The sequence below is a fragment of the Micromonospora sp. NPDC000668 genome, assembly GCF_042897975.1.
In the GTDB taxonomy this organism is placed as follows: domain Bacteria; phylum Actinomycetota; class Actinomycetes; order Mycobacteriales; family Micromonosporaceae; genus Micromonospora.
On sequence record NZ_JBIAYP010000005.1, the window covers coordinates 370,532 to 397,130 of the forward strand.

Consider the following 26,599-nt stretch of genomic DNA (forward strand, 5'->3'; position numbering starts at 1 on the left):
CCGCCCGCTCATCGCTGCCCGGCGGCTCCTCGCAGCCAGTCGGCCCACTGGTCGGCCTCCTCCAGCCGAGCGAACCCGTTTAGCGCCGCGGCCGCCAGCCCGCCTGGCAGTGGACCGCGCTCACGCAGCTCCCGCCACTGGGCCAGGTTGAGTTCCAGTACCCGGAGGCCGGGCAAATCCGCGACCCGGTGCAGGTCGCTGACGTCGGCCCCGGACAGGTCGAGATGGGCGAGGGCCGGCAGGCCGGCCAGCGCCACGATCGCAATCGGGGACCGGGAGGCGAGCTTCAGCCCCCACAGGTTCGGATGCCCGCCCAGCGGCGGAAGGTTGATCTCGGCGGCGTCGATCGACAGCCACTCGACCGGCACACCGGGCGGGAGGGCCGCCGTGACCGCTGTCGCACGGTTGATCGAGACATTGCGCAGATCGTGGAGTGGCGCAAGCTCCGCCAGATCGAGGACAGCGCCGTCGTTGAGGTAGAGCTCCTGCACGTCGAGCCCCGCGAGGACGTCGGCGACCCGCCGCTGCCCCACCTGCTCGGAGTGGCTGTACTGCGGATGGACCGAGGCGCGCCGGGAGGTAACGTCGTCGCGCAGCACCGCGAGCACGTTGTGCAGCGCCGCCGTTACGGACTCGGCGAAATACCCCACCGGTCCATAGAAGTCCCTGCCGTACTGGATGATCTGCCCGGACGCTCCGTTCGGCCCGGGGTCGAGGTCGACCGCGCAGTAGTTGCCGCCCCAGTCGGTGCCGACCTTCACCCACCAGTCGTTGCGGGACACCCGCCGCACCCGGCCGGGCGGGTACGACTCGTAGACGACCGGGAACACCGCGAACAGGTCGTCGGGACCGAAGTCGGTCCCGGGCGTGCCGGCCAGGTACTCCGCCACCACGGAGTCCAACGACAGCAGGGCCCCCGCGCCGAGCAGCCCGTACTCATCGGTGGACACGGTGCGGTACAGGGCCCGAAGGTCCTCGGGCAGCCGCAGGCCCATGGCGGCCTCGGCGGCGTGAATATCCTCTTCCGAATGCCCGGCACCGAAGTCGGGCGTGCCCCCCGTGTTCCGCGTGTACTCGGACACGAACTCCGCGACGAGGCCCCGGATAGCGGTGAGAACCTCCGGGTCGGTGGGACGGTCGGTGACGGCGACACCGGGCGGTGCCGGCATCGGCGAGGCTGGGTGGTTGGGGGGGCGGTAGTCGGGGTCGAGTACCAGCCGCACCGGCGCGACGGTGGGCAGGTCGAAGGTGTACCGCAGTTCGGCGCGTCCGGCCCCGTCGCGGGCGAGTTCGACGACGAGCGGGCGGTCCTCCCCGTCCGGGCGCAGCATCTCGTCCACCTGGCGGAGCAGGTCGTGCATGGCGAACCCGGTGTCCGCGAACGCTGACCGGCCGGCGGCGTCGAACGTGTGCAGCGAGCTGCCGGCCCGGGGCTGGTGGCGCCCTTGCAGGATCGCAATGTCGGTGCCGGCCAGCGCCGACGCCATCCCTCCCGCCAGCCCCCGCAGATCCGTCATCGCCGGCCCCCTCCACATGATCCGCGGAACAAGATAGACGGTGTTCGGCTGGCCGTGGGGGACGTGGTCAGACGCGGGCCGGGCGCCGGTCCGGGGAGCGGAAGTAGACAGCCCAGGTGACCAGCACGCAGAGCGCGTAGAAGGCAATGAATGCGAGGTACGGCATATCTGCGCCGACGCGGAATCAAGGCCACCATCCCGTCGAAGACCGATCAGGACGCCAACCGGCGTAAACGGGGCTCGAAGGGCGGCCGGCCACCCGCCTTCGACCCCGAGCGGTACAAGCAGCGTCATGCCGTGGAATGCGGCATCAACCGGCTCAAGCGCAACCGCGCCGTGGCCACCCGATTCGACAAGCTCGCCGTGCGCTACGAAGCCACCGTGCACGTCGCCGCGATCAGCGAGTGGCTGTGACGGACTTCGACACAGGCTCTAGAGCCGGTCGACGGCGAGACGCACCCCGAGCCCGACGAACACGACGCCGGTCGCCCGCTCGAACCATATCTTGACGCGCGGCCGCATCAGCACCGTCCGCACCCGGTCCACAAGCAGGACCAGCACCCCGCACCACAGGACGCCTTCGACCAGGTGCACGCCAACCAGGGCGACCGAGGCTGGCAGCGGCGCATAGCCGGGCGGGATGAACTGCGGCAGCAGCGACAGGTACACGATGCCGACCTTTGGGTTGAGCAGGTTCGTCACGACGCCCTGGCGGAACGCTCCCCCGACGGTGACCCGCGTCTGCTCGGCCGGATCGAGCGTGGCGATGGCTGCGCGGCTGCGCAGCGCCTGGATACCAAGCCATAGCAGGTAACCGGCACCGGCGTAGCGCACCGCATCGTACGCGAGTTGGGAGGCGGCGAGCAGGGCCGTGAGCCCGACCGCGCTCGCGATGCCCCAAACGAGGCAGCCGAACGAGATGCCGGCGTTTGCGGCGAACGCTACCGGCCGGCCAGAGACGGCCGCAGTGCGGACCATGAGGAGCGTGTCGACGCCCGGAGTGACGGTGAGGACGGCCGCGACGGCGGCGAACGCGAGTAAGGAGGCAAGCACGGAACCCCATTCAACCATGCCCCTGTTACCCCCCGGGTCACGTCCTCGGAGCCACGCAACGAACCAGGCTCGCCCCGATGACAGCTGCCAACGTCGAGCAACGCCAACGATCCAATGCCGCGGGCGGACGTTCAGTCGCGCAACCATGCCGAGGCATGCGACATCCGCGTGAGAAAGGCCCAATGACAAACCGTTGAGACACAGTGCCAAGCCTGCAGGCCCGAGACGACGTGTCTCGGGCGTCGTCAGAGGGGGCCCGCTATCAAGATCCGACATCCGCTCTTCGGAAGAACCGGGCATGAGCTGGGCTGTGTTCGATGGCGCGACCCGCTTCATGTGAGCATGGTGGGTGCAGGCCGGCCGTTCCCGATAGGTGGTGTTCACGTGGTGAAGGCGCGACCCGCCGCGGGTGGCGGGCGGTGGGTGGAGATCTCACCGGAGCGGATTCGTGGTTGGCTCGACGGCTTCTACAGCCGCCACGACGGCGCCACCGAGCAGGGCCTCGTGTTGACCGGCGTGAGCAACGGTGATACCGCCACGCTGTATCCGCCGCCGGGGCTTGCCGACGCGCAGGATGTCGACACGCTGCTGGCCCGCATCATCCGACCGCCCCGGATCGCCGTGCTGCTGGCCCGTAAGGGCGCGGTTGCCGCCGGTATCGTAGACGGTACGACCATCACCGTCTCGAAGGTCGAGCGCTTCTACGTGCAGGGTCGCACCGCGGCCGGCGGTTCCTCGCAGCAGCGCTACGCACGTCGCCGCGCCAACCAGGCCCAGGCTGCTACTCAGCGGGCTGCGGACGTCGCCGCGCGGATCATGCTGCCCCACGCGCCCGGTGTTATCGCCGACCCTCACGATGCAGTCAGTGCCCTGGTCTGTGGCGGCGACCGGTCGATGATCGACGCGGTGCTGACAGACCGGCGTCTGTCGCCACTGGCGCTACTGCGTCATCCACACCTGCTCGAATCCGCCGAGCCCCGTCTGGCCATCCTGGAGGATGCGGCGGTTACGGCCAGACGGATCCGCGTCCATCTGATGCCGTGACCACGATCAGGTCCAGCAGGTCGGACCTGTACGCGATGTCCCGTAACCCGCCCGCTCTGCGGCAGATCCGTGCAGTGTGAGGCCGGCGCCGAGGCGTCAGCGAGCACATGCTGTCGTGCTACCCGCTGTACGGGTTCGGCACTGACGCGCAGCGCAACCTCACCTGCCCGACGTGCTCGGCGGCGGTCAGCTCCGGACGTACTGTCTGTCGACGGCCGCACCGACGGCTGCTGGCTTGGTCAACGGGGAAGACGATGGGGCTGGCGTCCCACCTTGGAGCTCGCGCGACGGGAAGGGGGGGCCTCGGTCTCGCGGGTATTGCACCCTGGTGCGGTGGACGACGTGGCAGAACTGTTGGACCGGATCTGGCGGACGGACGCGGCCGGCATGCTCGGCGCGCTCAGCCGGCGGCTCGGCGACTTCGGCTGGGCCGAAGAGGCGCTGTCGGACGCGCTGGCCGAGGCGCTCAAGCGCTGGCCCGACGAGGGTGTGCCGGAGAGCCCCACGGGCTGGCTGGTCACCACGGGCTGGCGCAAGGCGCTGGACCGGCTGCGCCGCGATGCCGTCGGCCGCAAGAAGGTGGCACAGGTGGCTGCGGAACCGCTGCCGGAACCGGGCGTGGACGATCGGCTGACCATGGTTTTCGCGTGCTGCCACCCAGACCTCGCCGAGCCGGCCCGGGTCGCGCTGACGCTGTACGCCGCCAGCGGCCTGAGCACGGCCGAGATCGCCGCCGCGTTCCTGGTGCCGCTGCCGACGATGGCGCAGCGGCTTTCCCGGGCCAAGCGGCAGCTGCGGGAGCGCGGCATCCGGTTCGAGGTGCCACAGCCGCATGAGTACGTCGATCGGCTACCGGCCGTGCTCGCGGTGATCTACCTAGTGTTCAACGAGGGGTATCTGTCCAGTGGTCGGTCCGCCCAGCGGCGCGAGCTGGCCCGCGAGGGGGTCGAGCTGGCGTGCCAACTCGCCGCGCTGCTGCCCCGTGAGCCGGAGGCCGCCGGCCTGGCCGCGTTGCTGGAGCTGCATCACGCCCGCGCCGCCGCGCGGTTCGACTCGTGGGGCCGCATCGTGCTGCTCGAACAGCAGGACCGGCGGCTGTGGGACAAGGCGGCGATCGAATCGGCGGCGCTGCGGCTGCGGGCGGCGGTGCGCCAGGGTCGGACCGGGCCGTACCAGCTGCAGGCCGGCATCGCCGCGCTACACGCCTTGGCCGCCTCGTACGAGGCCACCAACTGGGCCGACGTGCGGGCGCTGTATGACCGGCTGTGCGCGTTGGACCCGTCGCCGGTAGTGCTGCTGAACCGGGCAGTGGCCACGCGGTTCGCGGTGGGCCCGGCCCCGGCGCTGGATGAGGTCGACGCGCTCGGGGAGCGGCTTGCCGGTTACCACCTGTGGCACGCCGCCCGGGCCGACCTGCTGGCCACGCTCGACCGTCCGGCCGAGGCGCTGACGGCGGCGGAGCGGGCTCTGGAGCTGGCGACGAACCCGGCCGAACGGGAGCTGATGTCGCGTCGGGTGGGTGAGCTAAGGCGCCGGCTGTGAGACCGGCGCCCAGCGTCACCGCTATTCGCGGCTCATCACCGGACGGACTTCCAGCGCGCTCATCCCGGCGGCGAGTGGCCAGGTGGCCGCGATCCGCGCGGCCTCGTCAATGTCGTCGCACTCCAGCATGACGATCGCGCCGATGACCTCCTTGAGTTCCAGGTACGGCCCGTCGGTGATCACCGCCTGGCCGCTCACGCCGGCGCGCACTGTCTTTGCCGTGTCCCGGGGCTGTAGCTCGGCGCCGCCGTCGGCGATCTTGCCGGTCGGCTGCCACCGCTCGAACCACTCGTAGACCTGCTTCATCACGTCCTGCTCGTCGGCCGGGGACAGCGCGGTCCACTCGCGGTCGTCGCCGAAGATCAGCATCGCGTACTTCATCGTTGCTCCTCGTGGCTGGAAGGGCTGCGTCGTCCGTGTGACGAACGGCCGGCACCGGTCCTCGACAGGTCCCGCCGAACTTCTTGCCGAAGTTCCGGCGGCCAACGGCTCCAGGGTGATTGAGTTGAGCTATCAGCACAATGAAGAGCCGTGATGGCAGGGCCATTGGACGATCCCGTACAGCGCGGACCGAGTCTTGGTGATCACGGCTCAGGCGCTCCTGGCGTACTCGACGCCCGCTCGTGAGGCTGCGGACGTCATCGCGGCGAGTTTCGAACGCTGTCAGTAGAACGCGCTCACGTCGGCAGATCCGGTCGTCTTGCACGCGCTGTCGGCGGCAGATGTGCGAACCCGATCAAGCAGCCAGATCGTCGCCTCCTGGCGTTGTTGTCGAGATCGGGACAGCCCCTGGGAGGGTGCCGCAGCCATGCTGCGGAGGCGTTGCGGCAGCGGTTGGTCGCCGTGGTGGTTGATCGTTACTGTGCATCGGTGGCCCGTACACAGCTCACCGCCGAGTTGGTGGTTGACGGTCGTGTTCCGCGCGCATTGGCGCTGTCGCCGGACGGCAAGTGGGTCGCCTACGTGGTCGCCCCGGTCGGACGGGCTGGTGATCACCCCGTTAGCGAACTCTGGGTCGCCGCCACCGACGGGACCGGGTCGCCGCGACGATTAACTTCGGGTGAGGCGCACGATTCGGTGCCGCGGTGGGCCGCGGATTCGCTGCTGGTCTACTTTCTCTCCGACCGGGCCGAGCGTGGCACGGCGCAAGTACACCGGGTCGGGCTGGTCGACGGTGTCGTGCAGGCGCTCACGTCCTGGTCCAGTGGGGTGTCAGGTCACCTCCCACTGGCCGATCCCGACCTGGTCATCGTGATCGCAGCCGATGAACCGTCCGCTGAGGACGAACGTCGGGACAGGGAGCGCGACGACGCTCGGGTGTGGGGCGAACGCGTACGCCCGGACCGGCTGCGGCTGCTCGACGTACGGAGCCGGGAGGTCCGGACACCGGATGCATTCGGCGATCGCCATGTCGTCGAGGTGGCCCAGCGGCCCGACGATGGGATGCTGGCGGTCCTCACCTGGTCGACCCCCGACGTGGACCCGGGCCTGGTCAAGCCCGGTCTCCACCTGCTCGACCCGGACGGCGGCATGACGCGGGACCTCGGCCCGGCCGCGGCGGACGCGTCGTCGCTCGTCTGGTGGTCCGCCGACGACGGCTGGCACCTGGCATATGTCGCGAAGACCCCGCCAGCTCTGGTGGGCGGACACGCGGTTCTCGATGTCGCCGTACCGGTGAGCGGGCCGGTGGGCGAGCACCGCAACCTGACTGCCGGCACGACCGTCTGCCCGAGCAACCTGGTTCAGGTCGACACCGGTCCGCCACTGGCGCTGGTCGCCGACGGGCTCGATACCGCGATCCACCGGCTCGATCCAGCCGGGCCCACCCTCGTCGAGCTGTCCCGGGTCGACGGCCTCGCGACGTCGTTGACCACAAACCGGCACGGTGACGCCGTCGCGGCGGTGGTCAGCACGTCCTACCAGCCCGGAAACGTCCACGCCGGTCCGACGAGCGGGCCGCTGACGAGGCTGACCGACCTCAGGCCCGAACTCCACGACATCCCCTGGGGTGTCCAGGAACGCCTGTCATACGAGGCATCCGACGGGCTGGCCCTCGACGGCCTGCTGATCCTGCCCGCCGGCCGGTCCCACAAGGACGGGCCCTTTCCACTGGTGACACTGGTCCACGGCGGCCCGTACCACCGGCACGCCGACCGGCTCATGCTCGGCTGGGACCCGTCCGGCCAGTGGCTGGCGACCGCCGGCTACGCCGTGTTCCTACCGAACCCGCGCGGCGGCCAAGGGCGCGGCCACGACTTCGCGGTGCGCGTCGCCGGCGCGGTCGGCCTCAATGAGTGGACCGACATTTGCGCCGGCATCGACCTGCTCATCGCCGACGGCGTCGCCAACCCCGACCGGCTGGGCATCGGCGGCTGGAGCCACGGCGGGTTCATGGCCGCCTGGGCGGTCGGCCAGACCAACCGGTTCAAGGCCGCCGTGATGGGCGCCGGCATCAGCGACTGGGGAATGCTCGCCGCAACCGGAGAAGAGGGACCGTTCGAGGCCGCCCTCGGCGGCAGCAGCGGCTGGGAAGGAACAGGTCCACACCGCCACGACCGGCTCAGCCCGATCTCGTACGCCTCCAAGGTCCGCACGCCGGTGCTGATCCTGCACGGCGAGAACGACATGAACGTCCCGGTATCACAGGCGGAGTTCTTCCACCGCGCGCTACGCAGGTTCGGAGTCGAGCACAAGTACGTCGTATATCCCCGAGAGAACCACTCGATCCGCGAACGCAACCACCAACTCGACGTGCTCCGCCGCACCCGCGCCTGGTTCGACCGGTGGCTCGGATGACCCCGACGTCCGACTGCCACGACCGCCACGACCGATGCGGCTGACCGCGGCAGCTAGGGCACCTCTTCCAGATACAGAGCGACAAGCCGCGGCAGGCGTTACCGCAGTTGCTGATCAACGTCGAGGTTCCACAGCAGCCACGCACTCATCTCGGCACGAGCGGGTGGCGCCGCCCGTCAGGCGACCGTGACAGAACGTAGCGCCCGGTCGGCTGCAATTGTGGATGGTCGTTGAGGGACGGGAGGGATAGTTATCGAGCAGCGGGCTGGTAGGTCAGCAGGACGTTGCCGGAGCTGAAGTATCGCTGCGTTGGCATTCGCGTGGACGCCCTTCGCCGAGACGTCGAAGCAGGGAAGGCTCAGTTGAGCACGCGGTAGCTGATGTGGGTGACAAGCGACGCGGCTCGGACCGCGAGGAGTTCGAGGCGCAGTGGCGGTACGCCGTCGAAGAGGCGTTCGCCGGCGCCGAGGGTGACCGGTACGACGTGCGTGCGGAGCTCGTCGATGAGGCCGGCGGCGAGGTACTGGTTGACGGTGGCGGCTCCTCCGGCGATTGCGACGTCGCGATCTCCGGCGGCCTTGCGCGCGCGTCGGTCGCTTAGCCGCTAGTCGTCCAGGCTGCCCATGGTCAGGTTGACGGTGGTTCCCGTCATCCCGCTTGCCTTATCGGACGCCATGAAGACCGCCACGTTAGCCATCTCCGCGAGCGTCATAAGCCGTCGCGGGTGGGTCTTGCTTGCGAGAAACCCTTGGAACTGTTCCCAGGTCATTCCCGTTGCTTCGGCGCGAGGCTCGAAGGCTTCCTTGATCGTGCGTGTCTCCGGCATGCCCTGTGGTCGCAGGCCGACGACGCGAATGCCCTGGGGTGCGAGCTCAGCGGATAGATCTCGAGTGAGTGCCTCCTTGGCGGCCTGCGCCGGACCGTAGCCTCCCACCAATGGGATGCCCGTCCGCGAGTGGAGTGCGGTGACGGTCATGATCACCCCCGACTTGTTGGGGATCATGTGCCTTGCCGCCAGGCGTGCGGTCAGGAAGTACGACGTCGTGTAGGCCGTGATCGCCAGGGAGAACTGCCCGGCATCTAGCTCGGCCAGAGGGACACCCACAATATTCGTATTCGGGATGCCGACCGCGTTGAACGAGATATCGACGCGGCCCGCCTTATCGATCACGGACTGCAGATGCCTGTCCATAGCCTGCTCGTCGACAGCGTCGACCTCGGCTGCCTCGGCGGATCCGCCGGCGGAAACGATGTCCTTAGCGACCGCCTCGACCGGTGCCTGGAGGCGCCCGGTGAGAAAAACCTTGGCCCCCTCGCCTGCAAAGGCGCGTGCGACAGCACCGCCGATCGCGCCTCCGGCTCCGTAGATCACCGCGACCTTGTCCTTCAGCATCTCTCTGGTTCCTTCCTGCGCCATGGGTGGTCACACCTGCCCACCTCGTGAGTGAAGACCGACGGCTGAAACTCATCTGCGCGGGCTGCCCTTTTCGCCATCAGCCGGCGTCCGGATCGTCAGAGCCGTCGATGATGTAGACACCGCAACGTCGAGAAAGGGGCGCTCACCGACCGCCCCCTTCGGCCCTGGGCCGGTGTCTATACAGGGAGTGCGACAAGATGCGGAAAAGAGGGTGACCCGAGGGTGGGGAAAGTGGCAGCCGACTTGATCTCCAAGGCGCGGGCGGGCGACGGCGACGCGTTCCGGGAACTGACCGAGCCGCACCGCCGGGAGCTGCAGGTGCACTGCTACCGGATGCTCGGATCGGTCCAGGACGCCGAGGACGCCCTGCAAGACACGCTGCTGGCCGCCTGGCAAGGCTTCGCAGGGTTCGAGGGACGCGCCTCGCTACGCACCTGGCTCTACCGGATCGCCACCAACCGGTGCCTCAACGCGCGCCGGTCGGCGAGCCGACGCCCGGCCAAGAAGTGGGACGTGCCCAATGTTGCACCGCCCGAGCCGACCCGGCTCGGCGAAGTCGTCTGGCTCGAGCCATTTCCCGACGCCCTGCTCGAGGGTGCCATCGATGCGCCGCTCGGCCCGGAGGCCCGCTACGAACAGACCGAAGCCATCTCCCTGGCCTTCGTGACCGCCCTTCAGGCCCTGCCGCCTCGCCAGCTGGCCGTGCTCATCCTGCGCGACGTCCTCGGATTCCACGCCAACGAGGTGGCCGACATGCTGGACTCGAGCGTCGAGTCGGTCAAAAGCGCCCTCAAACGGGCGCGCGTCAGCCTGCAGCACCGAGGGCCCACGGCCGGCGGCCGCGAACCGGCTCCCGCCTCCGCCTCACCGTCCGAGGATGCGATCGTGGCGAAATTCGTCCGCGCGTGGGAGTCCGCCGACCTCGACGCGCTGGTGGCCCTACTCACCGACGACGTCTTCATGTCGATGCCACCGATGCCCTTCGAATACGAGGGCCGAGACGTCGTGGCTCGCTTCTGCGCCAGCATCTTCCGCTCGGGCAGGAGGTTCGACCTCGTCCCAACGCGAGCCAACGGTCAGCCGGCGTTCGGCGCCTACCTGCGCGCCCCCAACGGCATCAGCCACGGGATCGGCCTCTACGTCCTCACCCTCACCGGCGACCGGATCTGCGCCCTGGCCCGCTTCGAAAACAGCGTCCTCCCATGGTTCGGACTACCGCGATCGCTCCCAAGCCCATAGCCAGCATCCAGACGATGGGTCTGCGCGCCAGCGAAACACACACCAGCGGATGCGCCGGTGCAGCTACCAACGTCCAACCTGCTGTTTCGGTGTGACGACCTGTTCGGAACCGTCGGGTCGAGGCGTCGCCAGTTCGGCGCGCATGTGCTCGGGCGCATCGACATTGCCGCATCGGGTTCCGTGCCCACCGAGCGCCATGATCCAGTGCGCGCTCATCGGCATGATGGGACGCCCAAGCCGGCTACCTTCGGCCACAGCCAGTGACGGGCCCTTCAACGACCGGCGGGCGCGGTCGGCGGCAACTGAGTGCGCGACAGGTGCACCAGGTTCAGGGTTAGCTCCTCGCCGACGCGGGTCTCGGCTCGCTCCTCCAAACGCCGCGGCCTGCATCCCACGTGCCATACGAGAGGCGTGCATAGGATGCCGACCTGCCTCCGAATCCAGCTGGCCCGCTCCTGGCTGGCATGCAACGATCCGCCGATGTCGCACAACACGAGGCAACGTCGGCTTGCCGCGCTACGAGTCTGCGACCGGATTCTTTCCGGCGGCCCGCCCACCACCATGAGGGAGCGGCTCGCAGACATGGACGCGGGCGGTGATCTCGATAATTGGCCCGACTATTACGGCGACGGTCCGGTGACCACGCTAGAAGAACGCGTGGCAGACCTACTGGGAACCGAAGCGGCCGTATTCTTCCCCACCGGCACGATGGCCCAGCAGGTCGCGCTGCGCCATGGCGCTGACCGCACAGGGAACCCGACGGTCGCTGTCCACCCGCTCGGGCACCTGGAGGTACACCAACGCCATGCCTATGCCCACCTCAGTGGCCTGAGCAGTACCTGGCCGACAACCGCGCCCCGCAACCCGACTGCCGACGAGATCACCGCGCTCGGCGAGCCCGTGAGCACCGTCGTCATCGAACTCCCACTGCGCGACGCCGGCTTCGTCCTTCCCTCCTGGGACGAACTCGCCGCCGTATCCGCTGCAGCGCGCGCCATCGGTGCACGCGTCCATTTCGACGGCGCTCGGATTTGGGAATCCACCGCACACCTGGCGCATACCCTCAGCGAGATCGCGAACCTCGCCGACAGCACCTACGTGTCGTTCTATAAGACGATCGGCGGCATCAGCGGTGCGGCGCTCGCGGGCACCACCGAGCTCGCCTCCTACGCCCGCGTCTGGCGGCACCGCTACGGCGGCGAGGTGTTCCAGCAGTGGCCAGCCGCCCTGAGCGCACTCGCCGGTCTGAACAGGGAGTTGCCCCGCATCCCCGAATACGTACGGCACGCGCGGACAGTCGCTGCGGCACTCGCGGCGCTTCCCGGCGCGCGGGTGTATCCAGAACCTCCGCATACCCATCGATTCCGTCTCTGGCTGCCCCACCCGGCGCAGGCACTGAACGACGCTGCGCTGGCACTCGCCGAGGAGGAGAAGCTGTGGTTCGTCGCCGGCTGGCAGGAAACAGCCGTACCGGGTATCGCGATGGCCGAGGTCACCGTCGCCGCGCCCGCGCTCGAGTGGACCGCCGAGGACATCGCCGAGGTGGGTGAGCGCTTCCTCCGCCGCGCCGTCGACCATTGACGCACTCACCTCGGCAGATCCGAGAGTTAAGCGGTCAGCCGCGCACAGTGCATCTGACACGCAGGGTCACCCACCCGCGCTGACCGTCAGATCCCTCGGACGTCAAATAGCTGCTCTCCGAAGGAATGGCCACCTGCTGCCCAGTTTCGCGCCGAGCACTCTCCCGGCTCGTTTTTGGGCCGCACGCCGATCCCTTGCTGGTCTCGGCACAAGGCCGTCTCGTGCGAACGCCCGGGACGGCCTCTTGGCGTTTCGGTCCGCGCCAACCGTCCTGGTTCGGACTGCGTGAGTCGCTGACCGGTCTTGTCAGGTCGTGACAGGCACCAGGCAAGTTCGATCGGCCTGACAGCCGAGACCTGGGCGGTGCATGTCATCCACGGCATGCCCGCCCGGTGGGGATCTCCCATCCGGCGAGGCAATGGTCCGGCACGGCTGGCGCGGCGTACTGACACCGCAACCCTTCGCTCAAGACGAGGGAGGAGCGCCCCCACCGGCCCAGTCGAAGCCTCGCCTTGGTCCCCACCGCGGCGGCCCGCAGATTTCTGGTGGAGCGTCGCAATGCACACAACTCTGTCAGTTCTATCCGACCTCGCTGCCGCCGCGCCGCAGCCACTGACGGCTCCAAAATCCATCAACGAGGTCATCTCCTCCATTACCGCCTGGATCATGGGCATCATCGCGCTGGTCGCAACGATGTTCCTGGTCATCGGTGGCCTGCGGTACATGGCCGCCGGCGGTGACCCGGCCCAGGTCGAGCAGGCGAAGGGCAACCTCAAGTCCGCGTTGATCGGCTACGCGTTGGCGGTCCTCTCCCCCGTGATCCTGCAGGTGCTGCAGGGCATCATCGGCGGCTGAGGACATCCGTCATGGTCAACTGGATGATGGATGGCCTGGTGGAGTGGCTCGCCGATCGGCTGCAAGACCTACTCGGCGGGCTGCTTGCCTATCTGACGTCGTCGTTGTTCCTGTCGCCGGACGTCACCGTTTTGCCGCAGGTGCAGACCATCGCCGCGAAGAGTGCGCTGGTCGTCAACGCCTGCTACGTCCTCGCGCTGGTGACCGCCGGCATCGTGACGATGACCAGCAGTTCGGTCGAAATGCGATACGGCGTCAAGGAACTCGTGCCGCGCCTCGTTGTCGGGTTCATCCTGTCGAACTTTGCGGTCCCACTCTGCGCCGTGCTCATCGATGTCGCCAACGCGTTGACGGTGGCCATGGTCGGCACCGCGGCTCCGACCACGCAAGCGGTCACGGTGGCCCGCACCCACGTGGCCGCCGCCCTCCGCGATCCGGCCAACGCCCTCCTCGCCGTGATCATCGGGCTGCTGATCGTCGGACTGATGTTCACCCTCGTCACCGGTTGGGTCGTACGTGTTGCGGTGCTGGTCATCCTGGCTGGGCTCGCCCCGGTCGCGCTGGCCTGCTATTGCCTGCCCTGGACGCAACCCACTGCCGAACTGTGGTGGCGCAGCCTGCTGGGCTGCCTCGGCACGGCCGTGCTGCAGGCCATTGCGTTCTCCACCGGCATCCAACTGCTCACCGACCCGGACGCGAGCATTCCGGTCCTGATCGGCCTGCCGGCCTCGGACGTGTTGAACCTGCTGCTGGTCGCGGTGGTGTTGTGGATGACGGTCAAGATCCCCGGGATGATGGGCCGCTACGCGACGGGCAAGGGGTCGCCGAAGATCGGCGCGGTCCTGCTGCGGGCGGTGGTCATCCAGGGCGTCACCCGCCGTCTACCGATCGGCGGGTTCGGACGTAGCGCCTTACGAGGTGGGCGATGACGATCGAGGACAGCGTCCCGCGTGCCGTTGTCCCGGCCAACGTCAACGAGCCCGACCGCATCGCGTTCGGGCTGACGTTCCGACAGCTGGGCATCGTCGGCGGTGCCGGCCTCGGCGGGTTCGGGGTCTACCGCACGTTCGGGCATCTGCTGCCGCAGGTTGCCTGGATCGTCGCCGGGGCAATCGTGTTCGCTGTGGCGGTCGTGGTGGCGCTCGGCCGCCGTGACGGCCTGCCGCTGGACGTGTGGCTGCGATACGGGTTCGCGCTCGGCCGCAGGCCGCGCACCCTCGCGCCGGGTGGGGCTCGGGTCAGCGCGGTCGCAGAGGTGGCCGGCAAGCCGAGCCTTCCGGCGCCGCTGCGCTCTCCGGTCACGGCGGTCAGTCCGACCGGAGTCCTGACCAGTGAGGGCAGCGGCAAGGTCCTGATCGCCTGCGGCACGACGAACATCCACCTGCGCACCGGGAGTGAGCAGGGCGCGCTGTTGGAGGGGTTCGGCCGGTTCCTCAACAGCCTGACCGGGCCGGCGCAGATCGTCGTGGCTGCGCAGCGGCACGACCTGACCGTCTACGCGCAGGCCACGGTCGACCACGCGCCGCGCCTGGCGCATCCGGCGTTGCAGGCCGCCGCCGCCGACTACGCCGAGTTCCTGCTCGACCTCGACAACCGGCGCGATCCGCTGCGCCGCCAGGTCCTCGCCGTCGTCACCGGAGAGCACGCGGCCGACACCGCCGTGCGCGCCCTGTCTGCGCTCGGCGTGGAGGCCGCCGTCTTGGACGGGCCGGCTGTCGCCTCCGCGCTGGCCGGCGCGGTCGATCCGTTCTCCCCGCCTGTGCCTGGTCCGCGTGCGGTACCCGGTGCCCCGATCACCCTGCGGAGTACATCGTGAACCTGTTGAGAAAGCCCAAAATCAATGTGGCGTGCGGGGAGGGGATGCCTTCACCGGCCGCGTTGTCGGTCACGCCGTGGCACGTGCAGGTCGGTGACGGGTATGCCGCCACCTACGCGGTGTGCGGCTATCCGGCCGAGGTCGGCCCGGCGTGGCTCGACCCGCTGCTGTCCTACCCCGGACGGGTCGACGTCGCGGTGCACCTGGACCCGGTGGCGCCGCAACTGGCCGCGCCGATGCTCAAGCGCCAGCGCGCCCGCCTCGAATCCTCGCGCCGGCTGGACGCCGACCAGGGACGCCTGGGTGATCCGATGGTCGAGGCGGCAGCGGCGGATGCGGCTGACCTCGCCGAGCGCGTCGCCCGCGGGGCGGCGAAGCTGTTCGACGTCGGCATCTACGTCACCATCCACGCCCGGACCCTCGACGAACTTGCCACCGTTACCGCGGGCGTGAAGTCCGCCGCCGCCAGCGTGCTGCTGGACGTGCAGCCGGCGACGTTCCGGCACCAGCAGGGCTGGGTGGCCACGCTGCCGGTCGGCGTGGACCCGCTGCGGATGCGCCGCATCCTCGACACCACCGCCCTCGCGGCGGCGTTCCCCCTCGCCTCGGCGGACCTGGCCGCCCCGGCCCCGGGCACCGTCGCCCCGCCGGAAGGTGTGCTGTACGGGGTCAACACCACCAGCAACGGCGTGCTCATCTGGAACCGGTGGGCGCAGGACAACCACAACAGCGTGGTCCTGGCGCGCAGCGGCGCCGGGAAGTCCTACTTCGTCAAGCTCGAGGTGCTGCGCAACCTGTACCAGGGCACGACGGTGTCGGTCATCGACCCCGAGGACGAGTACACGCCCCTAGCGGAGCACGTTGGCGGCACCGTTGTGCAGCTCGGTCAGCCCGGCGTCCGGGTCAACCCGTTCGACCTGCCCGCCGACAACCGTCCTGACACCCTGACCCGGCGCGGGCTGTACCTGCACACGCTGATCTCGGTCATGCTCGGCGGAACCCCGCCGCCGGCCGAACGCGCCGCTCTCGACCGGGCCCTCACCGCCACCTACGCCCGCGCCGGGATCAACGGTGACCCGGCCACCTGGACCAAACCGGCGCCGCTGCTGCGCGACCTGGCGGCAACCCTCGACGCGGACGACGACCCTGCCGCCGGGCAACTGGCCGCCCGGCTCGCGCCGTGGACGCTCGGCAACTTCGCCAGCATGTTCGACGGGCCGACATCGACCCGGCCGGAGGGCCACCTGGTGGTGTGGAGCCTGCGGCACTTGCCCGACGAGCTGCGCACCGTGGGAACTCTGCTCGCCCTGGACTGGATCTGGGCGGGCATCGACTCTCCGCCCGCCGGCGCCCGCCGGCGTCGACGGCTTGTCATCGTGGACGAGGCGTGGCTACTGATGCGCGACGGAGAAGGCGCCCGGTTCCTGTTCCGGATGGCCAAGGCCGCGCGGAAGCGCTCCGCAGGTTTGTGCGTCATCACCCAGGACGCCTCCGACGTCCTGTCGACCGACCTTGGCCTGGCGGTGGTGTCCAACGCCGCCACGCAGGTACTGCTGCGCCAGTCCACGCAGTCCATCGACGCGGTGTCCGAGGCGTTCGGCCTGACCGCCGGGGAGTCGAGGCTGCTGCTGTCGGCGCCGCGCGGTGAGGGCCTGCTCGTCGCTGGTCGTAGCCGGATTCCGTTCCGCAGTGTCGGATCCGCGGCCGAGCACAAGCTCGCCGTGACTGGAATCGGGGAGGCCGAATGACACCGACCCCGACCTGGCCCGCCGACGTCGGGGACTGGGTCATCGCCCGGCCGTGGCTGGGCTTCCTCGCCGCCGCCGCGATCGTCAGCGCGGTGTTCGGCCATGATCAGGTGCTTGCCTGGCGGCACAAGCGGTTCACGGCCGGCGCCCGATGGCTGACGATCGCCGCCCCGCCGGAGGTCACCGCCGAGGCTGCCGCGGCGTTCTGGACCACGCTGGTCGGCGTGCTGACGCCGTCGGTGTGGCAGCAGCGCCTGTTCGGCATCCCGCACGTCGGGTGGGAGTACATCTGGACCGGCCGGTCCCTGACCATCCGGGTCTGGGTGCCCGGCACGGTGCCGGGCGGCGCGGTCGAGGCCGCCGTCCGGGCGGCCTGGCCCGCGGCCACCCTCACCACCGCCCACGCCGCACCGCCGATTCCGCGCACCGTCGCCGAGGAGGTAGGTGGGGCGCACTGGCCGCAGCACACCGACGGGCTGCCGCTGCGCAGCGAGCACGACACCGACCCACTGCGGGCGCTGCTCGCCGCCGGGGCCGAGGTACGCCACCGCGAACACGCGTGTGTGCAGATCCTCGCCCGCCCGGCACCCACCCGCCGCGTCCGCGCGGCCCGCAGGGCCGCGGCGAGCACCAGCCACCATCGCCACGGGCGGCCTGACCTGGCCACCCGCGCCGTCACCGGGGCGGTGCGGCTGGCCATCGAGCCCCTGCTGTGGTTCCTCGACGTGTTCACGCCCGGCTCGTCGCGGCCACGCACCCCGGGCCATGCCCCAGCGGTGCGTCCGGCCGAGCGGGACCCGGTGGCCACCGCCGACGCCCGCACCATGGTGGACAAGGCCGTGCGGGTGCCGCACTACGAGATCGCGGTCCGGTTCGCCGTCGCGGCCGACGCCGGCACGTCCCCACCAAACCCGCAACGGGCCACCCACGTCCGCTCACGCCTCGGCGGGCTCGGGCACACCATCGCCTCGGCCGCCGCGGCGTACACCGGCCCGAACCGGCTGCGGCGCATGAAGATGCCCCACCCGGTGGCCACGATCGCCGGACGGCGACTGCGGCACGGATTCCTGGCCACCGTGCCAGAACTCGCGGCCCTCGCCGCGCTGCCGCAAGACCTCGCCGTCCCGGGCCTCGATCGAGCCCGGGCCAAGGCCGTGCCGGCGCCCGTGCAGGTCCCCTCCGGCGGCCGGAGCGTGAAGGTGCTGGGCCGCTCACAGATCGGCCACCACAGCATCGGCCTCAAGGTCGTCGACGCCCGCCAGCACGTGCACGTCGTCGGCAAGACCGGCGTCGGCAAGTCCACCCTGCTGTTGAACATGATCCTCGGCGACATCAAGGCCGGGCGCGGGACCGTGGTCATCGACCCACGCGGGGATTTGATCACCGACATCCTCGACCGGTTGCCCGCCTCTCACGCCAAAAAGATCGTGATCATCGACCCGGACCAGGAGAACCCCGGCTGCTTCAACCCCCTCGATGACCACGGCGATCCGCACCTGGCCGTGGACAACCTCGTCGGCATCTTCGCCAAGATCTTCCAAGGCCAGTGGGGGCCCCGCATGGACGACACCATGCGGGTCGCCTGCCTCACGCTGATGCGCCACGCCAAACCAACCCTGAGCCTGGTCCCGTCGCTGTTGCAGGACCGGGACTTCCGGGCCCGGTTCACCCACGGCCTGGACGACCCGGACGGCCTCGGCGGGTTCTGGCTCTGGTACGACGGCATCAACGAGCAGTTCCGCGGCCAGGTCATCGCACCCGTCCTCGCCCGACTCCGGGCCTTCCTGCTGCGGGACTTCGTCAAAAGCGTCATCGGCAACGCCCACTCGTCGTTCGACATGGGCCGGGTACTCGACGGCGGAGTGCTGCTCTGCCGCCTACCCAAGGGCATCCTCGGTGAGGAGACCAGCCGCATCCTCGGCTCGATGATCGTCGCCCGGGTGTGGCAGGCCGCCATCGCCCGCGCCAGCATCCCCGAAGACCAGCGAAAAGACGCCAGCCTCTACGTGGATGAGTGCCACAACTTCCTCACGCTGCCCGGCAACGTCGGGGACATGCTGGCCGAGGCGCGCGGGTTCCGACTCGGGCTCGTCCTGGCCCACCAGGACCTGGCGCAACTGCCCCACGACATCGCCGCGGCGGTGTCGGCCAACGCGCGGTCGAAGCTGTTCTTCAACGTCGACCCGGCCGACGCGCGGGACCTGTCCCGGCACACCAAACCCGAGCTGGACGAGCACGACCTCGCCCACCTCGACGTCTACACCGCCGCCGCCCGGCTGCTGGTCGGCAACCGGGAGCTGCCGGCATTCACCTTCGTGACCAACCCGCCGGCGCCACCGGTGGGTGAGGCGACCGCGATCCGGCAGGAGTGCGCCGCCGCCCACAGCCGCACCGGTGGTGAGCCGCCGATGCAGCAGCTCGCCCGTACCGCGATGAAGCGGCGCATGACCGACCGCGACCGCTGACCCCGGCCGGGCGTTCGGGGGCTCGGCTGGGTGCGGCACCGGGGGCTCGCTTGGGGGTGTCCGCGACACGAGACCCCACACGAGCCCTCCGCACCTGGTCTGTCAGGTGCCTGACCTGCCCTAACCCACCCGACGCCAGGACCGAAATCGAGATCAACTCATCCAGACTCCCTACGGGACTCTCTCTCCAGGGGTGTGACCACCTATGCCGCAATCGCGCCCGGCCAGCCTGCCGGCCATCTATCCCCACATCACCGGCCGTGACCGTCGGCCGCTCCAGCTGCTCGACGACCACCGGGTCCTCACCACCGATCAGATCCACCGCATGCTGTTTCTCGCCCGCCGTACCTGCCAGATCCGGCTCGGCGAGCTGGCCGCCCTGGGTCTGCTGGACCGGTTCCGGTTCGCCCGCGCCGGGGGTGGTAGCCATCCGTGGCACTGGACCCTCGGCCACCAGGGGCACCGGTTCCAGGCCGCCGCTCACCACCGACCCGAGCCCACCGTGCGCACCAGCCGCCAAAGCGTCGACCGGCTCTCGGCCAACCCGAACCTAACCCACCTGCTCATGGCCAACGAGTTCTTCGTCCGGCTCATCGTGCACGCCCGCCAGCACCCGCAGGCGCGGCTGGACCGGTGGTGGCCCGAGACGACGACCACCAGGCAGTTCCGGACCATCACCGCCGACGGGCACGGCCTGTGGAGCGTCGCGGACACCACGGTGGGGTTCTTCCTGGAGGCCGATACCGGCACCGAGCCGCTGGGTCGGGTGGTGGCCAAGCTCGACCGGTACATCCAGCTGATCCGCCGCGGCGGCCCCCGCTACCCGGTGCTGTTCTGGCTCGGCAGCGAGCACCGTGAGGAACACCTGCACCGGCTCCTGCGCGGCCGGCGCGACAGCGTTCCCCTCGCGACCGCCACCCACGCCACGGACCCCGCCGAAGCGGTCTGGCTTCCTGGCGGCGCCACCGGCCGAGTCCGGCTCACCGAGCTGCCCAGCGACCACGGCCAGCCCGTGGCAGACAACCCGAACTACGACGAGAGCGGCTTCGTGCTCTGACAGACCCTGACAGTCCCGCGAGGAAATCCTGTCAGCGCAGCTCAGCGGCATGGACGGCATTCCTGACAGAGCTGGTGCTGTCAGGTCGCGACGCTACGGTGCAGCTTCTTCTTTTGCTCGCACCGCCGCCCGTCTGTCCCCTGGACCTGCCCGCGCCGGCGGGATCACCCACAGCCCACCTCCCGGTCGGCTCGTGATCCATGCCCCGCGCCTTCCACGGCAGCTTCCCGGCCCGGACGCAGCGATCCGGTGGCACCACGACGCACACCCTCCACGCCCACTCCTGCCCGAAGGGAGCAACCTGCCATGCCCACGTCCATGCCGCTCACCGCCCCGGTCGTCACCGTTTGCTTCGCCCCCGGCGAGGACGCCGACTGGTTCGCCGCCTCGGAGAAGGTCAACGATCTCCTGCACGTCAACGGCACCCCGGCCCGTCGCTACCACGTCCGCCACCGCCGCCTCATCGGCTGGCTGACCCGCTTCCTCGGCTACTACCTCCTCGACGCCGCCCGCCGCTTCGGCGCGCTCACCATGGCCGCCGGAGGCCGCAAGGGTCGCCTCGACCTCGCCGGCACCGCGGCCAAGGCTGCTCACCACGCCGCCCTGCGCTGGCGTGCCTGGCACACCCACATCGCCGCGACGACCCGTCCGGCCCGTCCCTTCGAGGACTACCTCGCCCAGCACCACGCCGACCCGACCAAGGTGAGCCTGGCCGAGGCCCGCCGCCGCTTCGAGCAGCAACCCGGAGTCCTGGCGATGCTCGCCTTCTCCTTCAACCCGTACGAGCTGTCCGTCTACCAGGCGGGCGAAGCCACCTACGTCGGGCTGTACTGGCGCATCGCGCTGATCGGCGACGCGCTGATCACCACTGACGGCCGCCTACTCATGCCGGCCAGTGACTCCGTGGCCGACCGGTTCCGCTTCCTCAACGAGGCATGCGGCTACCTGCGCAGCCTGCGCTCCAGCGCACGACTGTGCGCCGTCGCGATCGCCTAACCGCCTAACCACACCGAGGACCGGTCGCAGCCCCGCTGCGACCGGTCCCCGCCATGCCCACAACCCGACCGCCTGCGAAGGAGAAACCTCGTGTTCCTGGCCGATCCCGCGCTGCGGCGCATCGCCGCCGACACCAACGACGTCCTACCCGAGCACCTCTGGCGCCACGACACGGCCACCCTCGACGCCCTCGGCGACCTCGCCCGCGTCCTACACAAAACCGCCCGCGAGTTCACCGACAGCACCACCACGCTCGACCAGGCCCTCGCCCGCACTGGTGGGCTCGCCGAGCGGGCGCGACAGGGGTTGGCCGCCCGCGCCGACCTGCACATGGCCGGCTACCACCAAGCCCTCACCGACGCGCTCGTCGCCCGCGAGCGACACATCGTCCTCGGAACCATGCTCGTTGCCGCCTACCGCGCCTGGCGCAACCACCGAACGATCGGCGACCGCGACCAGCGGCACCTCCTGCTGTACCCCGATGATCCGTCGCGCGGCGTCGCCACCCTGCACCGAAGCGAGGCAGACACCTGGCTGGTGGTGCCCGACAGCGAGGCCGCCAGCGCCTTCGACATCCCTTACTCGGACCGTGTCATCGGCGAGGTCAGCGAGAGCGCCCTTGGGTGGACGCCAACCGCGTACATCGCCTCGCTGCACCAGCCCCCGCCCACGATGGCGTATCCCCTGCCCGCGTGCGACGACCTCGCCCCGGCCTGCCGGTCCCTGCTGCGCTGGTGGCACCTGCGCCACTCCGACACCTGGCGCAACCGCACCCCGAACCAACTCGACCCCGCCGAACTCGCCCACCTCACCACCTGAAGCGGGGAACCTCATGCCGCACCTCGACACGATCAGCCGCTGGATCACCGCCACGACCGACCGCACCCTCGACCAACACGCCACCGACCCCATCCCCGCCGCCGCGCACCTGCCCGAAGCCGCCGCCACCCTGCGGCACCTGCGGACCGAGCTGCTGCTCGTAGTGGACCGGCTGCGCACCCTGCTGATCAACGACGACGACCTGAACGGTTCCACCAACACGGTCGCCAGCCCGGTGGAGACCATCAGGGAACTGGCCCGCGAGTACCGGTACACCCGCAACTGGATCGACACCCTCACCGGCGACGAGGCGCGGGCCGCGTACGCCGAGGCGAACCCGGGCCGGTCGGTGCGGCGGCGCTACGTCAACCCCGGTGACACGGTCCTGGTCGTCCTGCCACACACCGACTCCTGCCGCCGACAGAACCTCGCCGGACACGCCACCCACATCAAGGTCGGCACGTCCGACGCCAGGCTCCGCCCGCCCGGCAGCGTCAACCCGCTGTGGCTGTCCCACGCCGACGCCGGGATCTACCGCGATCCGACCGAGGACCGCCTCTACATCCTGCAGGCCGCCGCCGACGAGGCCGTCCCCGGCCACTGACCGGCCGGCGCGGCACCACCCACCACCACGACCACCGGGCCGCACCCCTCGGCAGCGCACGACGTCACGCGCCTGCCGCACCGACCGCTGCCCGCGACCCGACGCACCACCGCCCGGCACACCACCGTGCCAGGCGTCCCCACCAGTTCCTACGGAGGGAAACCCTGATGGAACACCTGTCCCTGACGCCTGCCACGCAGGCCGTCCTCGACGCCCTGACCGACCTCGGTCAGGGCAACCTCCACGAGTTGGCCGACAAGTCCGGCAAGGCCAGCTCGACCACCGACAAGGCGATCAAGACCCTGGCCGACGCCGGCGTCATCGTCGCGGTGGACACCGGCGCCGACCCCGCCGAGGGCACCCCCGCCCGGTGGACCCTCGCTACGCCGAGCGACGCCGATGCCCTCATGCCTGCCGACGCGGCCGACGAGAGCGACATCGGCGACCCTGACGCCGACAACGCGAACGACCAGCCGCATATGGAGATGCGCCACCAGCTCACCGATGCGGTCCACGGCGCCGACGCCAAGAACGACCGACCGGACGACGGCAGCGACGCCGCCGTCGACAAGCCGGACACCGAGATGACCGACCAGCCCGGCAGCCAGATCGACAGCGACGACGCGACCGACCCCGACGACACACCCGACGACGACGCCGAGCGTGGCGAGGACGAGCAGGCACCGACGGTCACCGCCGTGCAGCCCGCTCGACCCGGAGACCGCAAGGTCATGGCCATCAAGGGTGTCCTGGCCGACTACGGCGACGACGGCGCGACCCTCGACGTGATCGTCGCCGAGAGCGGTATCAGTCACCCGACCGCCTCCCGGCTGCTGACCGCGATGGCGCAGGCCGACGCCGCCCGCCGGCTGCCCGGCCTGCCGGAACGGTGGATCCCGGGCCCGACGAAGGCCAGCGAGGTCGACCCGAACCCGGAGCCGCCCCGCTGCCCGCTGTGCTACCAGGTCATCCGCGGCCTGGCGACCGCGCCGAGCGCCACGGCGGCGATGCTGCCCCTGATCCGGGCGGACGGCACGCTGCACGTCGTCGCGTCGGACGGCGAGACCCACGTCGTCACCCTGCCCCGTCGCACGCCGCAACGTACGCCGGGCATCACCGCGAGCGTGGGCCGCGACGACGCGAGCGCCAACGCCGACGGCAGCCAGCCGTTCGGCCGGGGCGAGTTGGAGAAGCTGACCCTCAACGTCCTGGCCGCGAACCCGGGCCGGGCGATGAGCCCGCAGGACATCGCCACCGCCATCAGCGGACAGCTCGGCCGCGCGGTCAGCTCCGGGGCGGTGCGCAACAACTGCACCAAGGCCGCCGCCGCCGGCCGGATTCTCCTGGTCTCCGATGCGCCGCTGACCTTCGTCTACCCGGCCCAGCCCGGCCAGAACCCCACCCCGAGCACCAGCGCGGGCCACCCCGGCCAGGACGACAACGACGCCGAGCAGTCCTGACCCGCACCATCCCCAACCCATCGCGGGGGCCGAGCGTATGCGCTCGGCCCCGCAGGACATCGAAGAGGAGAACCCCGTGCCGCACGAACTTGAGACGTTCACCGACGGAACGACAGCCTTCGCCAGCGCCCGCCTGTCGGCCTGGCACCAGCTGGGCACCGTCAACCAGGACACCATGAAGGCAGAGGAGATCATGTCCGCCGCCCGGCTCGGCGACTGGGGCGTGCGCACCATCCGCACCGTCGGCGTCGACCTCGTCGACGGTGTCGAGGTGCAGATCCCCGCCGACGACAAGCGGATGACCGTGCGCCGCAACCCCGTCACCGGCGATACCGAGTACCTGGGCATCGTCGGCACCGACTACACCGTGGTCCAGAACGAGCAGTGCGCCGAGATGCTCGATCGCCTGGTCGATCAGGTGGGCGGCGCCCACTTCGAGACCGCCGGCAGCCTCCGCCGCGGCAAGTCGGTGTTCGTCACCATGAAGCTACCTACGGCGATGGAGATCGCCGGGGTGGACCGGCTGGACCTCTACCTGATCGGCACGACCTCCCATGACGGCACCGCCGCGCTGCGGGTGGACGCCAGCCCGATCCGAGTGGTGTGCGCGAACACCCAGCGCGCGGCCTTCGCCCACTCGGTCGGTCACTACACGTTCCGGCACACCTCCAACGTCAACTCTCAGATCAGTCAGGCCCGCGAGGCGCTGGGCCTGATGTGGACGTACATGGAGACCTTCGAGAAGGCCGCCGAGCGGATGCTCCAGACCGAGATGACCATGCGCGAGTTCGAGAAGGTCGTCGGCGAGGTGTGGCAGGTCAAGGACAACGCGTCCGAGCAGACCCGCAACAACGCCAAGCAGCGGCTCGGCACCCTCAAGTACCTGATCCGCGAGGCCGACACCCAGAAGGCCATCGCCGGCAGCAGGTGGGCCGGCTACCAGGCCATCACCGAGTACCTCGACCACTACCAGCCCGCCAAGAACGAGTTCGCCCGCGCCAACCGGGTGCTCACCGGCAACGTCGGTGAGCTGAAGGTGGCCGCCTTCGACCTGCTGACGGTCTGACCGCACCTCGATCCGTCGGGGCAGCGGTTCACCGACCGCTGCCCCGGCCCGCAGAGAACGGACACAGCCCATGGCACCGCCGAGCACCAGGTGGCGCGGATCAGACGGAACGGCCGGCCGATGATCGGCCACATCCGCCACCCCCGCGACCTCCGACAATCCGTGTGTGGCCTGCTCGCCGCCGACGTCCAGCGGTGGGAGACCGAAGACCCGCCACGCATTGAGTCCACCTGCGAGGACTGCTCCACCCTGCTGCCCGAAGCCGCCCGACCCGACGACGCCAACCATCCACCCGGAGACCCCAGACTCATCGACACACTGCGGCGCATCGTCGCCGACCGGCAGCGCGCCAAGATCGACGGTGTCCTCGTCGACCTGTGGTCGGCCAGCGTCACCGTCCTCATCTGGGACCAGCTCCGCGACGACAAGCGGCAACGGCTGCTGACCCTGCCGTCACACGAGCTGATCCTGCGCTGCATCGCGATCTACACCCGCGTCACCGCGAAGAAGGACCACCAGTGACCGGCCCTCGGCTACCTCAGTGGTTCCACTTCGGGCCGTGGGTGTTCTCGATCGACGCCGCGCAGGCGCTGATCGCGGCGTCGCCCCGCGACAGCCGGCCTTTGGACGTGCCGGCGTGGGCCGCCGCGTATGGCCTTGCCCATCTCGACAACCCCAACAGGTGGGCAACCAGCCTCATCGGCCCGACCAGCACCGCCCTCAACCGGACCTACGCCATGACCACCGACCTGAGCCAGCCGTTGATCGTGGGCCAGCTCAGCGTCAGCGGGCACCCGCCCGGCCCGCTGCTCATCGACGGGACCCACCGTCTCTACCGCGCCTGGCGCGAACACGTGCCCCGCCTGCCGGCCCACCTGCTCACCGTGCAGGAGACCCAGCAGATCCAGGACGACCTGCTCCTCGGACCACCCGCAATCTCCAGCACCCCGCCGTCGACCCGATGACGGCCTGGCACCACCCGGTCCTCACCGCGTACGCCTCGGAAGCCGCCCCTACGACGGCGGCGACCGAGGCGTACGCGCATTCACCCCGTGCGGAGGAACCCGTGACGTACACGCCACCGTGGCGCAGGGTCTGCGACTGCCGCTGCATCATTCACCACCGTCTGCCGCGCACCACCTACAACGAGCCCGGCTGCGCCTGCACCATCACCTGCGCCACTCAACCCCTCACGCTGCTGGCCCAACAGCGGGGCCGCGCACTCTTCCTCGACCAGGGCGGCGTCCTCTGGCACGTCCCCGCCATGGCCAACGGCACCTGGGACTGGGACAACGCCACAAGGGTCGACACCCGCGCCGACGTCTACGACGCCGGCCTCGTCATCGGGCATCTGCTACGCCAGGCCGCCAACGTCCTCGACGCGTCCATCGACTGACCCGACCGTTCAAGGTGGGCCGCCCATGTGGGCGGCCCACGACCTTTTCGTGCTTCACGACCGAGGGAGACATCTATGCGCCGCACCTACCGCACGCCCACGAGCGCGCCTGCGACTGCCGCTGCCCG

The 26,599-nt window shown here is 70.0% G+C and carries 25 protein-coding genes and 1 pseudogene; 20 read left to right on the top strand and 6 right to left on the bottom strand.

The window, feature by feature from the left end:
* Window positions 1-8: 8 nt before the first annotated feature.
* A complete protein-coding gene (locus tag ACFY29_RS26380; RefSeq protein ID WP_386990450.1) occupies window positions 9-1,517 on the bottom strand; it encodes an SMI1/KNR4 family protein in 1,509 nt (502 codons plus the stop codon).
* A gap of 162 nt (window positions 1,518-1,679) precedes the next feature.
* On the opposite strand from ACFY29_RS26380, the pseudogene ACFY29_RS26385 reads away from it, so the two are divergent.
* Window positions 1,680-1,931 (top strand): annotated as a pseudogene (locus ACFY29_RS26385) (IS5/IS1182 family transposase); the annotation flags it as partial.
* An 18-nt stretch (window positions 1,932-1,949) separates the two neighbouring features.
* On the opposite strand, the gene ACFY29_RS26390 reads toward ACFY29_RS26385, so the two are convergent.
* Window positions 1,950-2,906, bottom strand: a complete 957-nt coding sequence (locus ACFY29_RS26390) for a LysE family translocator (RefSeq protein WP_386990451.1) — start codon at window positions 2,904-2,906, stop codon at window positions 1,950-1,952.
* Window positions 2,907-2,954: 48 nt separating this feature from the next.
* Here ACFY29_RS26390 and ACFY29_RS26395 point away from each other — a divergent pair, with 48 nt between their 5' ends.
* Together ACFY29_RS26395 and ACFY29_RS26400 are read left to right on the top strand one after the other, a co-directional pair.
* A complete protein-coding gene (locus tag ACFY29_RS26395; protein ID WP_386990453.1) occupies window positions 2,955-3,614 on the top strand; it encodes an acVLRF1 family peptidyl-tRNA hydrolase in 660 nt (219 codons plus the stop codon).
* 333 nt (window positions 3,615-3,947) lie between these two features.
* Window positions 3,948-5,156, top strand: coding sequence for an RNA polymerase sigma factor (locus ACFY29_RS26400; protein ID WP_386990455.1), 1,209 nt, complete (start codon window positions 3,948-3,950; stop codon window positions 5,154-5,156).
* 21 nt (window positions 5,157-5,177) lie between these two features.
* Here ACFY29_RS26400 and ACFY29_RS26405 read toward each other — a convergent pair whose 3' ends face one another.
* Window positions 5,178-5,537: a YciI family protein gene (locus ACFY29_RS26405; RefSeq protein WP_386990457.1), complete on the bottom strand. Its 360-nt coding sequence runs from the start codon at window positions 5,535-5,537 to the stop codon at window positions 5,178-5,180.
* 489 nt (window positions 5,538-6,026) lie between these two features.
* On the opposite strand from ACFY29_RS26405, the gene ACFY29_RS26410 reads away from it, so the two are divergent.
* Window positions 6,027-7,952, top strand: coding sequence for a S9 family peptidase (locus ACFY29_RS26410; RefSeq protein WP_386990459.1), 1,926 nt, complete (start codon window positions 6,027-6,029; stop codon window positions 7,950-7,952).
* A gap of 358 nt (window positions 7,953-8,310) precedes the next feature.
* On the opposite strand, the gene ACFY29_RS26415 is transcribed toward ACFY29_RS26410, so the two are convergent.
* Together ACFY29_RS26415 and ACFY29_RS26420 are read right to left on the bottom strand one after the other, a co-directional pair.
* Window positions 8,311-8,505: a dihydrofolate reductase family protein gene (locus ACFY29_RS26415; RefSeq protein WP_386990824.1), complete on the bottom strand. Its 195-nt coding sequence runs from the start codon at window positions 8,503-8,505 to the stop codon at window positions 8,311-8,313.
* Between the two features lie 51 nt (window positions 8,506-8,556).
* Window positions 8,557-9,345: an SDR family NAD(P)-dependent oxidoreductase gene (locus ACFY29_RS26420; protein ID WP_386990461.1), complete on the bottom strand. Its 789-nt coding sequence runs from the start codon at window positions 9,343-9,345 to the stop codon at window positions 8,557-8,559.
* 255 nt (window positions 9,346-9,600) lie between these two features.
* On the opposite strand from ACFY29_RS26420, the gene ACFY29_RS26425 reads away from it, so the two are divergent.
* Complete coding sequence (locus ACFY29_RS26425; protein WP_386990463.1) at window positions 9,601-10,608, top strand: sigma-70 family RNA polymerase sigma factor; 1,008 nt, start codon at window positions 9,601-9,603, stop codon at window positions 10,606-10,608.
* Window positions 10,609-10,671: 63 nt separating this feature from the next.
* Here the strand turns inward: ACFY29_RS26425 and ACFY29_RS26430 are convergent, their stop codons facing one another.
* Entirely contained in the window at window positions 10,672-10,824 is a 153-nt protein-coding gene (locus ACFY29_RS26430) for a hypothetical protein (protein WP_386990465.1), read from the bottom strand.
* 264 nt (window positions 10,825-11,088) lie between these two features.
* On the opposite strand from ACFY29_RS26430, the gene ACFY29_RS26435 reads away from it, so the two are divergent.
* From ACFY29_RS26435 to ACFY29_RS26505, 15 genes are all read left to right on the top strand, one after another.
* The gene (locus tag ACFY29_RS26435) at window positions 11,089-12,189 is read left to right on the top strand and encodes a threonine aldolase family protein (RefSeq protein WP_386990467.1); all 1,101 of its coding nucleotides are present in this window, start codon (window positions 11,089-11,091) and stop codon (window positions 12,187-12,189) included.
* Window positions 12,190-12,747: 558 nt separating this feature from the next.
* Entirely contained in the window at window positions 12,748-13,044 is a 297-nt protein-coding gene (locus tag ACFY29_RS26440) for a pilin (protein WP_386990469.1), read from the top strand.
* A gap of 11 nt (window positions 13,045-13,055) precedes the next feature.
* Entirely contained in the window at window positions 13,056-13,973 is a 918-nt protein-coding gene (locus ACFY29_RS26445) for a hypothetical protein (RefSeq protein WP_386990471.1), read from the top strand.
* The gene (locus ACFY29_RS26450) at window positions 13,970-14,860 is read left to right on the top strand and encodes a PrgI family protein (RefSeq protein WP_386990473.1); all 891 of its coding nucleotides are present in this window, start codon (window positions 13,970-13,972) and stop codon (window positions 14,858-14,860) included. The genes ACFY29_RS26445 and ACFY29_RS26450 overlap by 4 nt, the downstream gene beginning before the upstream one ends.
* A 44-nt stretch (window positions 14,861-14,904) precedes the next feature.
* A complete protein-coding gene (locus tag ACFY29_RS26455) occupies window positions 14,905-16,608 on the top strand; it encodes a VirB4 family type IV secretion system protein (RefSeq protein WP_386990826.1) in 1,704 nt (567 codons plus the stop codon).
* Window positions 16,605-19,073 (top strand): type IV secretory system conjugative DNA transfer family protein, encoded by a 2,469-nt coding sequence (locus ACFY29_RS26460; RefSeq protein ID WP_386990475.1) that lies wholly within the window; start codon window positions 16,605-16,607, stop codon window positions 19,071-19,073. Before ACFY29_RS26455 ends, ACFY29_RS26460 begins: the two co-directional genes overlap by 4 nt.
* A gap of 205 nt (window positions 19,074-19,278) precedes the next feature.
* Window positions 19,279-20,130, top strand: coding sequence for a replication-relaxation family protein (locus ACFY29_RS26465; protein ID WP_386990477.1), 852 nt, complete (start codon window positions 19,279-19,281; stop codon window positions 20,128-20,130).
* A gap of 306 nt (window positions 20,131-20,436) precedes the next feature.
* Window positions 20,437-21,126, top strand: coding sequence for a hypothetical protein (locus tag ACFY29_RS26470; protein WP_386990479.1), 690 nt, complete (start codon window positions 20,437-20,439; stop codon window positions 21,124-21,126).
* A 90-nt stretch (window positions 21,127-21,216) separates the two neighbouring features.
* Window positions 21,217-21,945 (top strand): hypothetical protein, encoded by a 729-nt coding sequence (locus ACFY29_RS26475; protein ID WP_386990481.1) that lies wholly within the window; start codon window positions 21,217-21,219, stop codon window positions 21,943-21,945.
* Window positions 21,946-21,958: 13 nt separating this feature from the next.
* Window positions 21,959-22,549, top strand: coding sequence for a hypothetical protein (locus ACFY29_RS26480; protein WP_386990483.1), 591 nt, complete (start codon window positions 21,959-21,961; stop codon window positions 22,547-22,549).
* A 167-nt stretch (window positions 22,550-22,716) separates the two neighbouring features.
* Window positions 22,717-24,009, top strand: a complete 1,293-nt coding sequence (locus ACFY29_RS26485) for a MarR family transcriptional regulator (protein ID WP_386990485.1) — start codon at window positions 22,717-22,719, stop codon at window positions 24,007-24,009.
* Between the two features lie 76 nt (window positions 24,010-24,085).
* Window positions 24,086-25,075, top strand: a complete 990-nt coding sequence (locus ACFY29_RS26490) for a DUF932 domain-containing protein (protein ID WP_386990487.1) — start codon at window positions 24,086-24,088, stop codon at window positions 25,073-25,075.
* Between the two features lie 120 nt (window positions 25,076-25,195).
* Window positions 25,196-25,597: a hypothetical protein gene (locus ACFY29_RS26495; protein WP_386990488.1), complete on the top strand. Its 402-nt coding sequence runs from the start codon at window positions 25,196-25,198 to the stop codon at window positions 25,595-25,597.
* Window positions 25,594-26,040, top strand: a complete 447-nt coding sequence (locus tag ACFY29_RS26500; protein WP_386990490.1) for a hypothetical protein — start codon at window positions 25,594-25,596, stop codon at window positions 26,038-26,040. Before ACFY29_RS26495 ends, ACFY29_RS26500 begins: the two co-directional genes overlap by 4 nt.
* Window positions 26,037-26,471: a hypothetical protein gene (locus ACFY29_RS26505; protein ID WP_386990492.1), complete on the top strand. Its 435-nt coding sequence runs from the start codon at window positions 26,037-26,039 to the stop codon at window positions 26,469-26,471. The genes ACFY29_RS26500 and ACFY29_RS26505 overlap by 4 nt, the downstream gene beginning before the upstream one ends.
* Window positions 26,472-26,599: the final 128 nt, after the last annotated feature.

Bases quoted from the DNA above. Each gene is read 5' to 3' on its own strand.
- ACFY29_RS26450 (WP_386990473.1), top strand. From the start codon at position 13,970: ATGACGATCGAGGACAGCGTCCCGCGTGCCGTTGTCCCGGCCAACGTC.
- ACFY29_RS26465 (WP_386990477.1), top strand. From the start codon at position 19,279: ATGCCGCAATCGCGCCCGGCCAGCCTGCCGGCCATCTATCCCCACATC.
- ACFY29_RS26505 (WP_386990492.1), top strand. From the start codon at position 26,037: ATGACGGCCTGGCACCACCCGGTCCTCACCGCGTACGCCTCGGAAGCC.
- ACFY29_RS26435 (WP_386990467.1), top strand. From the start codon at position 11,089: ATGTCGCACAACACGAGGCAACGTCGGCTTGCCGCGCTACGAGTCTGC.
- ACFY29_RS26390 (WP_386990451.1), bottom strand. From the start codon at position 2,906: ATGAAGCGGGTCGCGCCATCGAACACAGCCCAGCTCATGCCCGGTTCT.
- ACFY29_RS26405 (WP_386990457.1), bottom strand. From the start codon at position 5,537: ATGAAGTACGCGATGCTGATCTTCGGCGACGACCGCGAGTGGACCGCG.
- ACFY29_RS26470 (WP_386990479.1), top strand. From the start codon at position 20,437: ATGCCCACGTCCATGCCGCTCACCGCCCCGGTCGTCACCGTTTGCTTC.
- ACFY29_RS26495 (WP_386990488.1), top strand. From the start codon at position 25,196: ATGATCGGCCACATCCGCCACCCCCGCGACCTCCGACAATCCGTGTGT.
- ACFY29_RS26445 (WP_386990471.1), top strand. From the start codon at position 13,056: ATGGTCAACTGGATGATGGATGGCCTGGTGGAGTGGCTCGCCGATCGG.
- ACFY29_RS26430 (WP_386990465.1), bottom strand. From the start codon at position 10,824: ATGAGCGCGCACTGGATCATGGCGCTCGGTGGGCACGGAACCCGATGC.
- ACFY29_RS26420 (WP_386990461.1), bottom strand. From the start codon at position 9,345: ATGCTGAAGGACAAGGTCGCGGTGATCTACGGAGCCGGAGGCGCGATC.
- ACFY29_RS26455 (WP_386990826.1), top strand. From the start codon at position 14,905: ATGCCTTCACCGGCCGCGTTGTCGGTCACGCCGTGGCACGTGCAGGTC.
- ACFY29_RS26480 (WP_386990483.1), top strand. From the start codon at position 21,959: ATGCCGCACCTCGACACGATCAGCCGCTGGATCACCGCCACGACCGAC.
- ACFY29_RS26485 (WP_386990485.1), top strand. From the start codon at position 22,717: ATGGAACACCTGTCCCTGACGCCTGCCACGCAGGCCGTCCTCGACGCC.
- ACFY29_RS26380 (WP_386990450.1), bottom strand. From the start codon at position 1,517: ATGACGGATCTGCGGGGGCTGGCGGGAGGGATGGCGTCGGCGCTGGCC.
- ACFY29_RS26460 (WP_386990475.1), top strand. From the start codon at position 16,605: ATGACACCGACCCCGACCTGGCCCGCCGACGTCGGGGACTGGGTCATC.
- ACFY29_RS26440 (WP_386990469.1), top strand. From the start codon at position 12,748: ATGCACACAACTCTGTCAGTTCTATCCGACCTCGCTGCCGCCGCGCCG.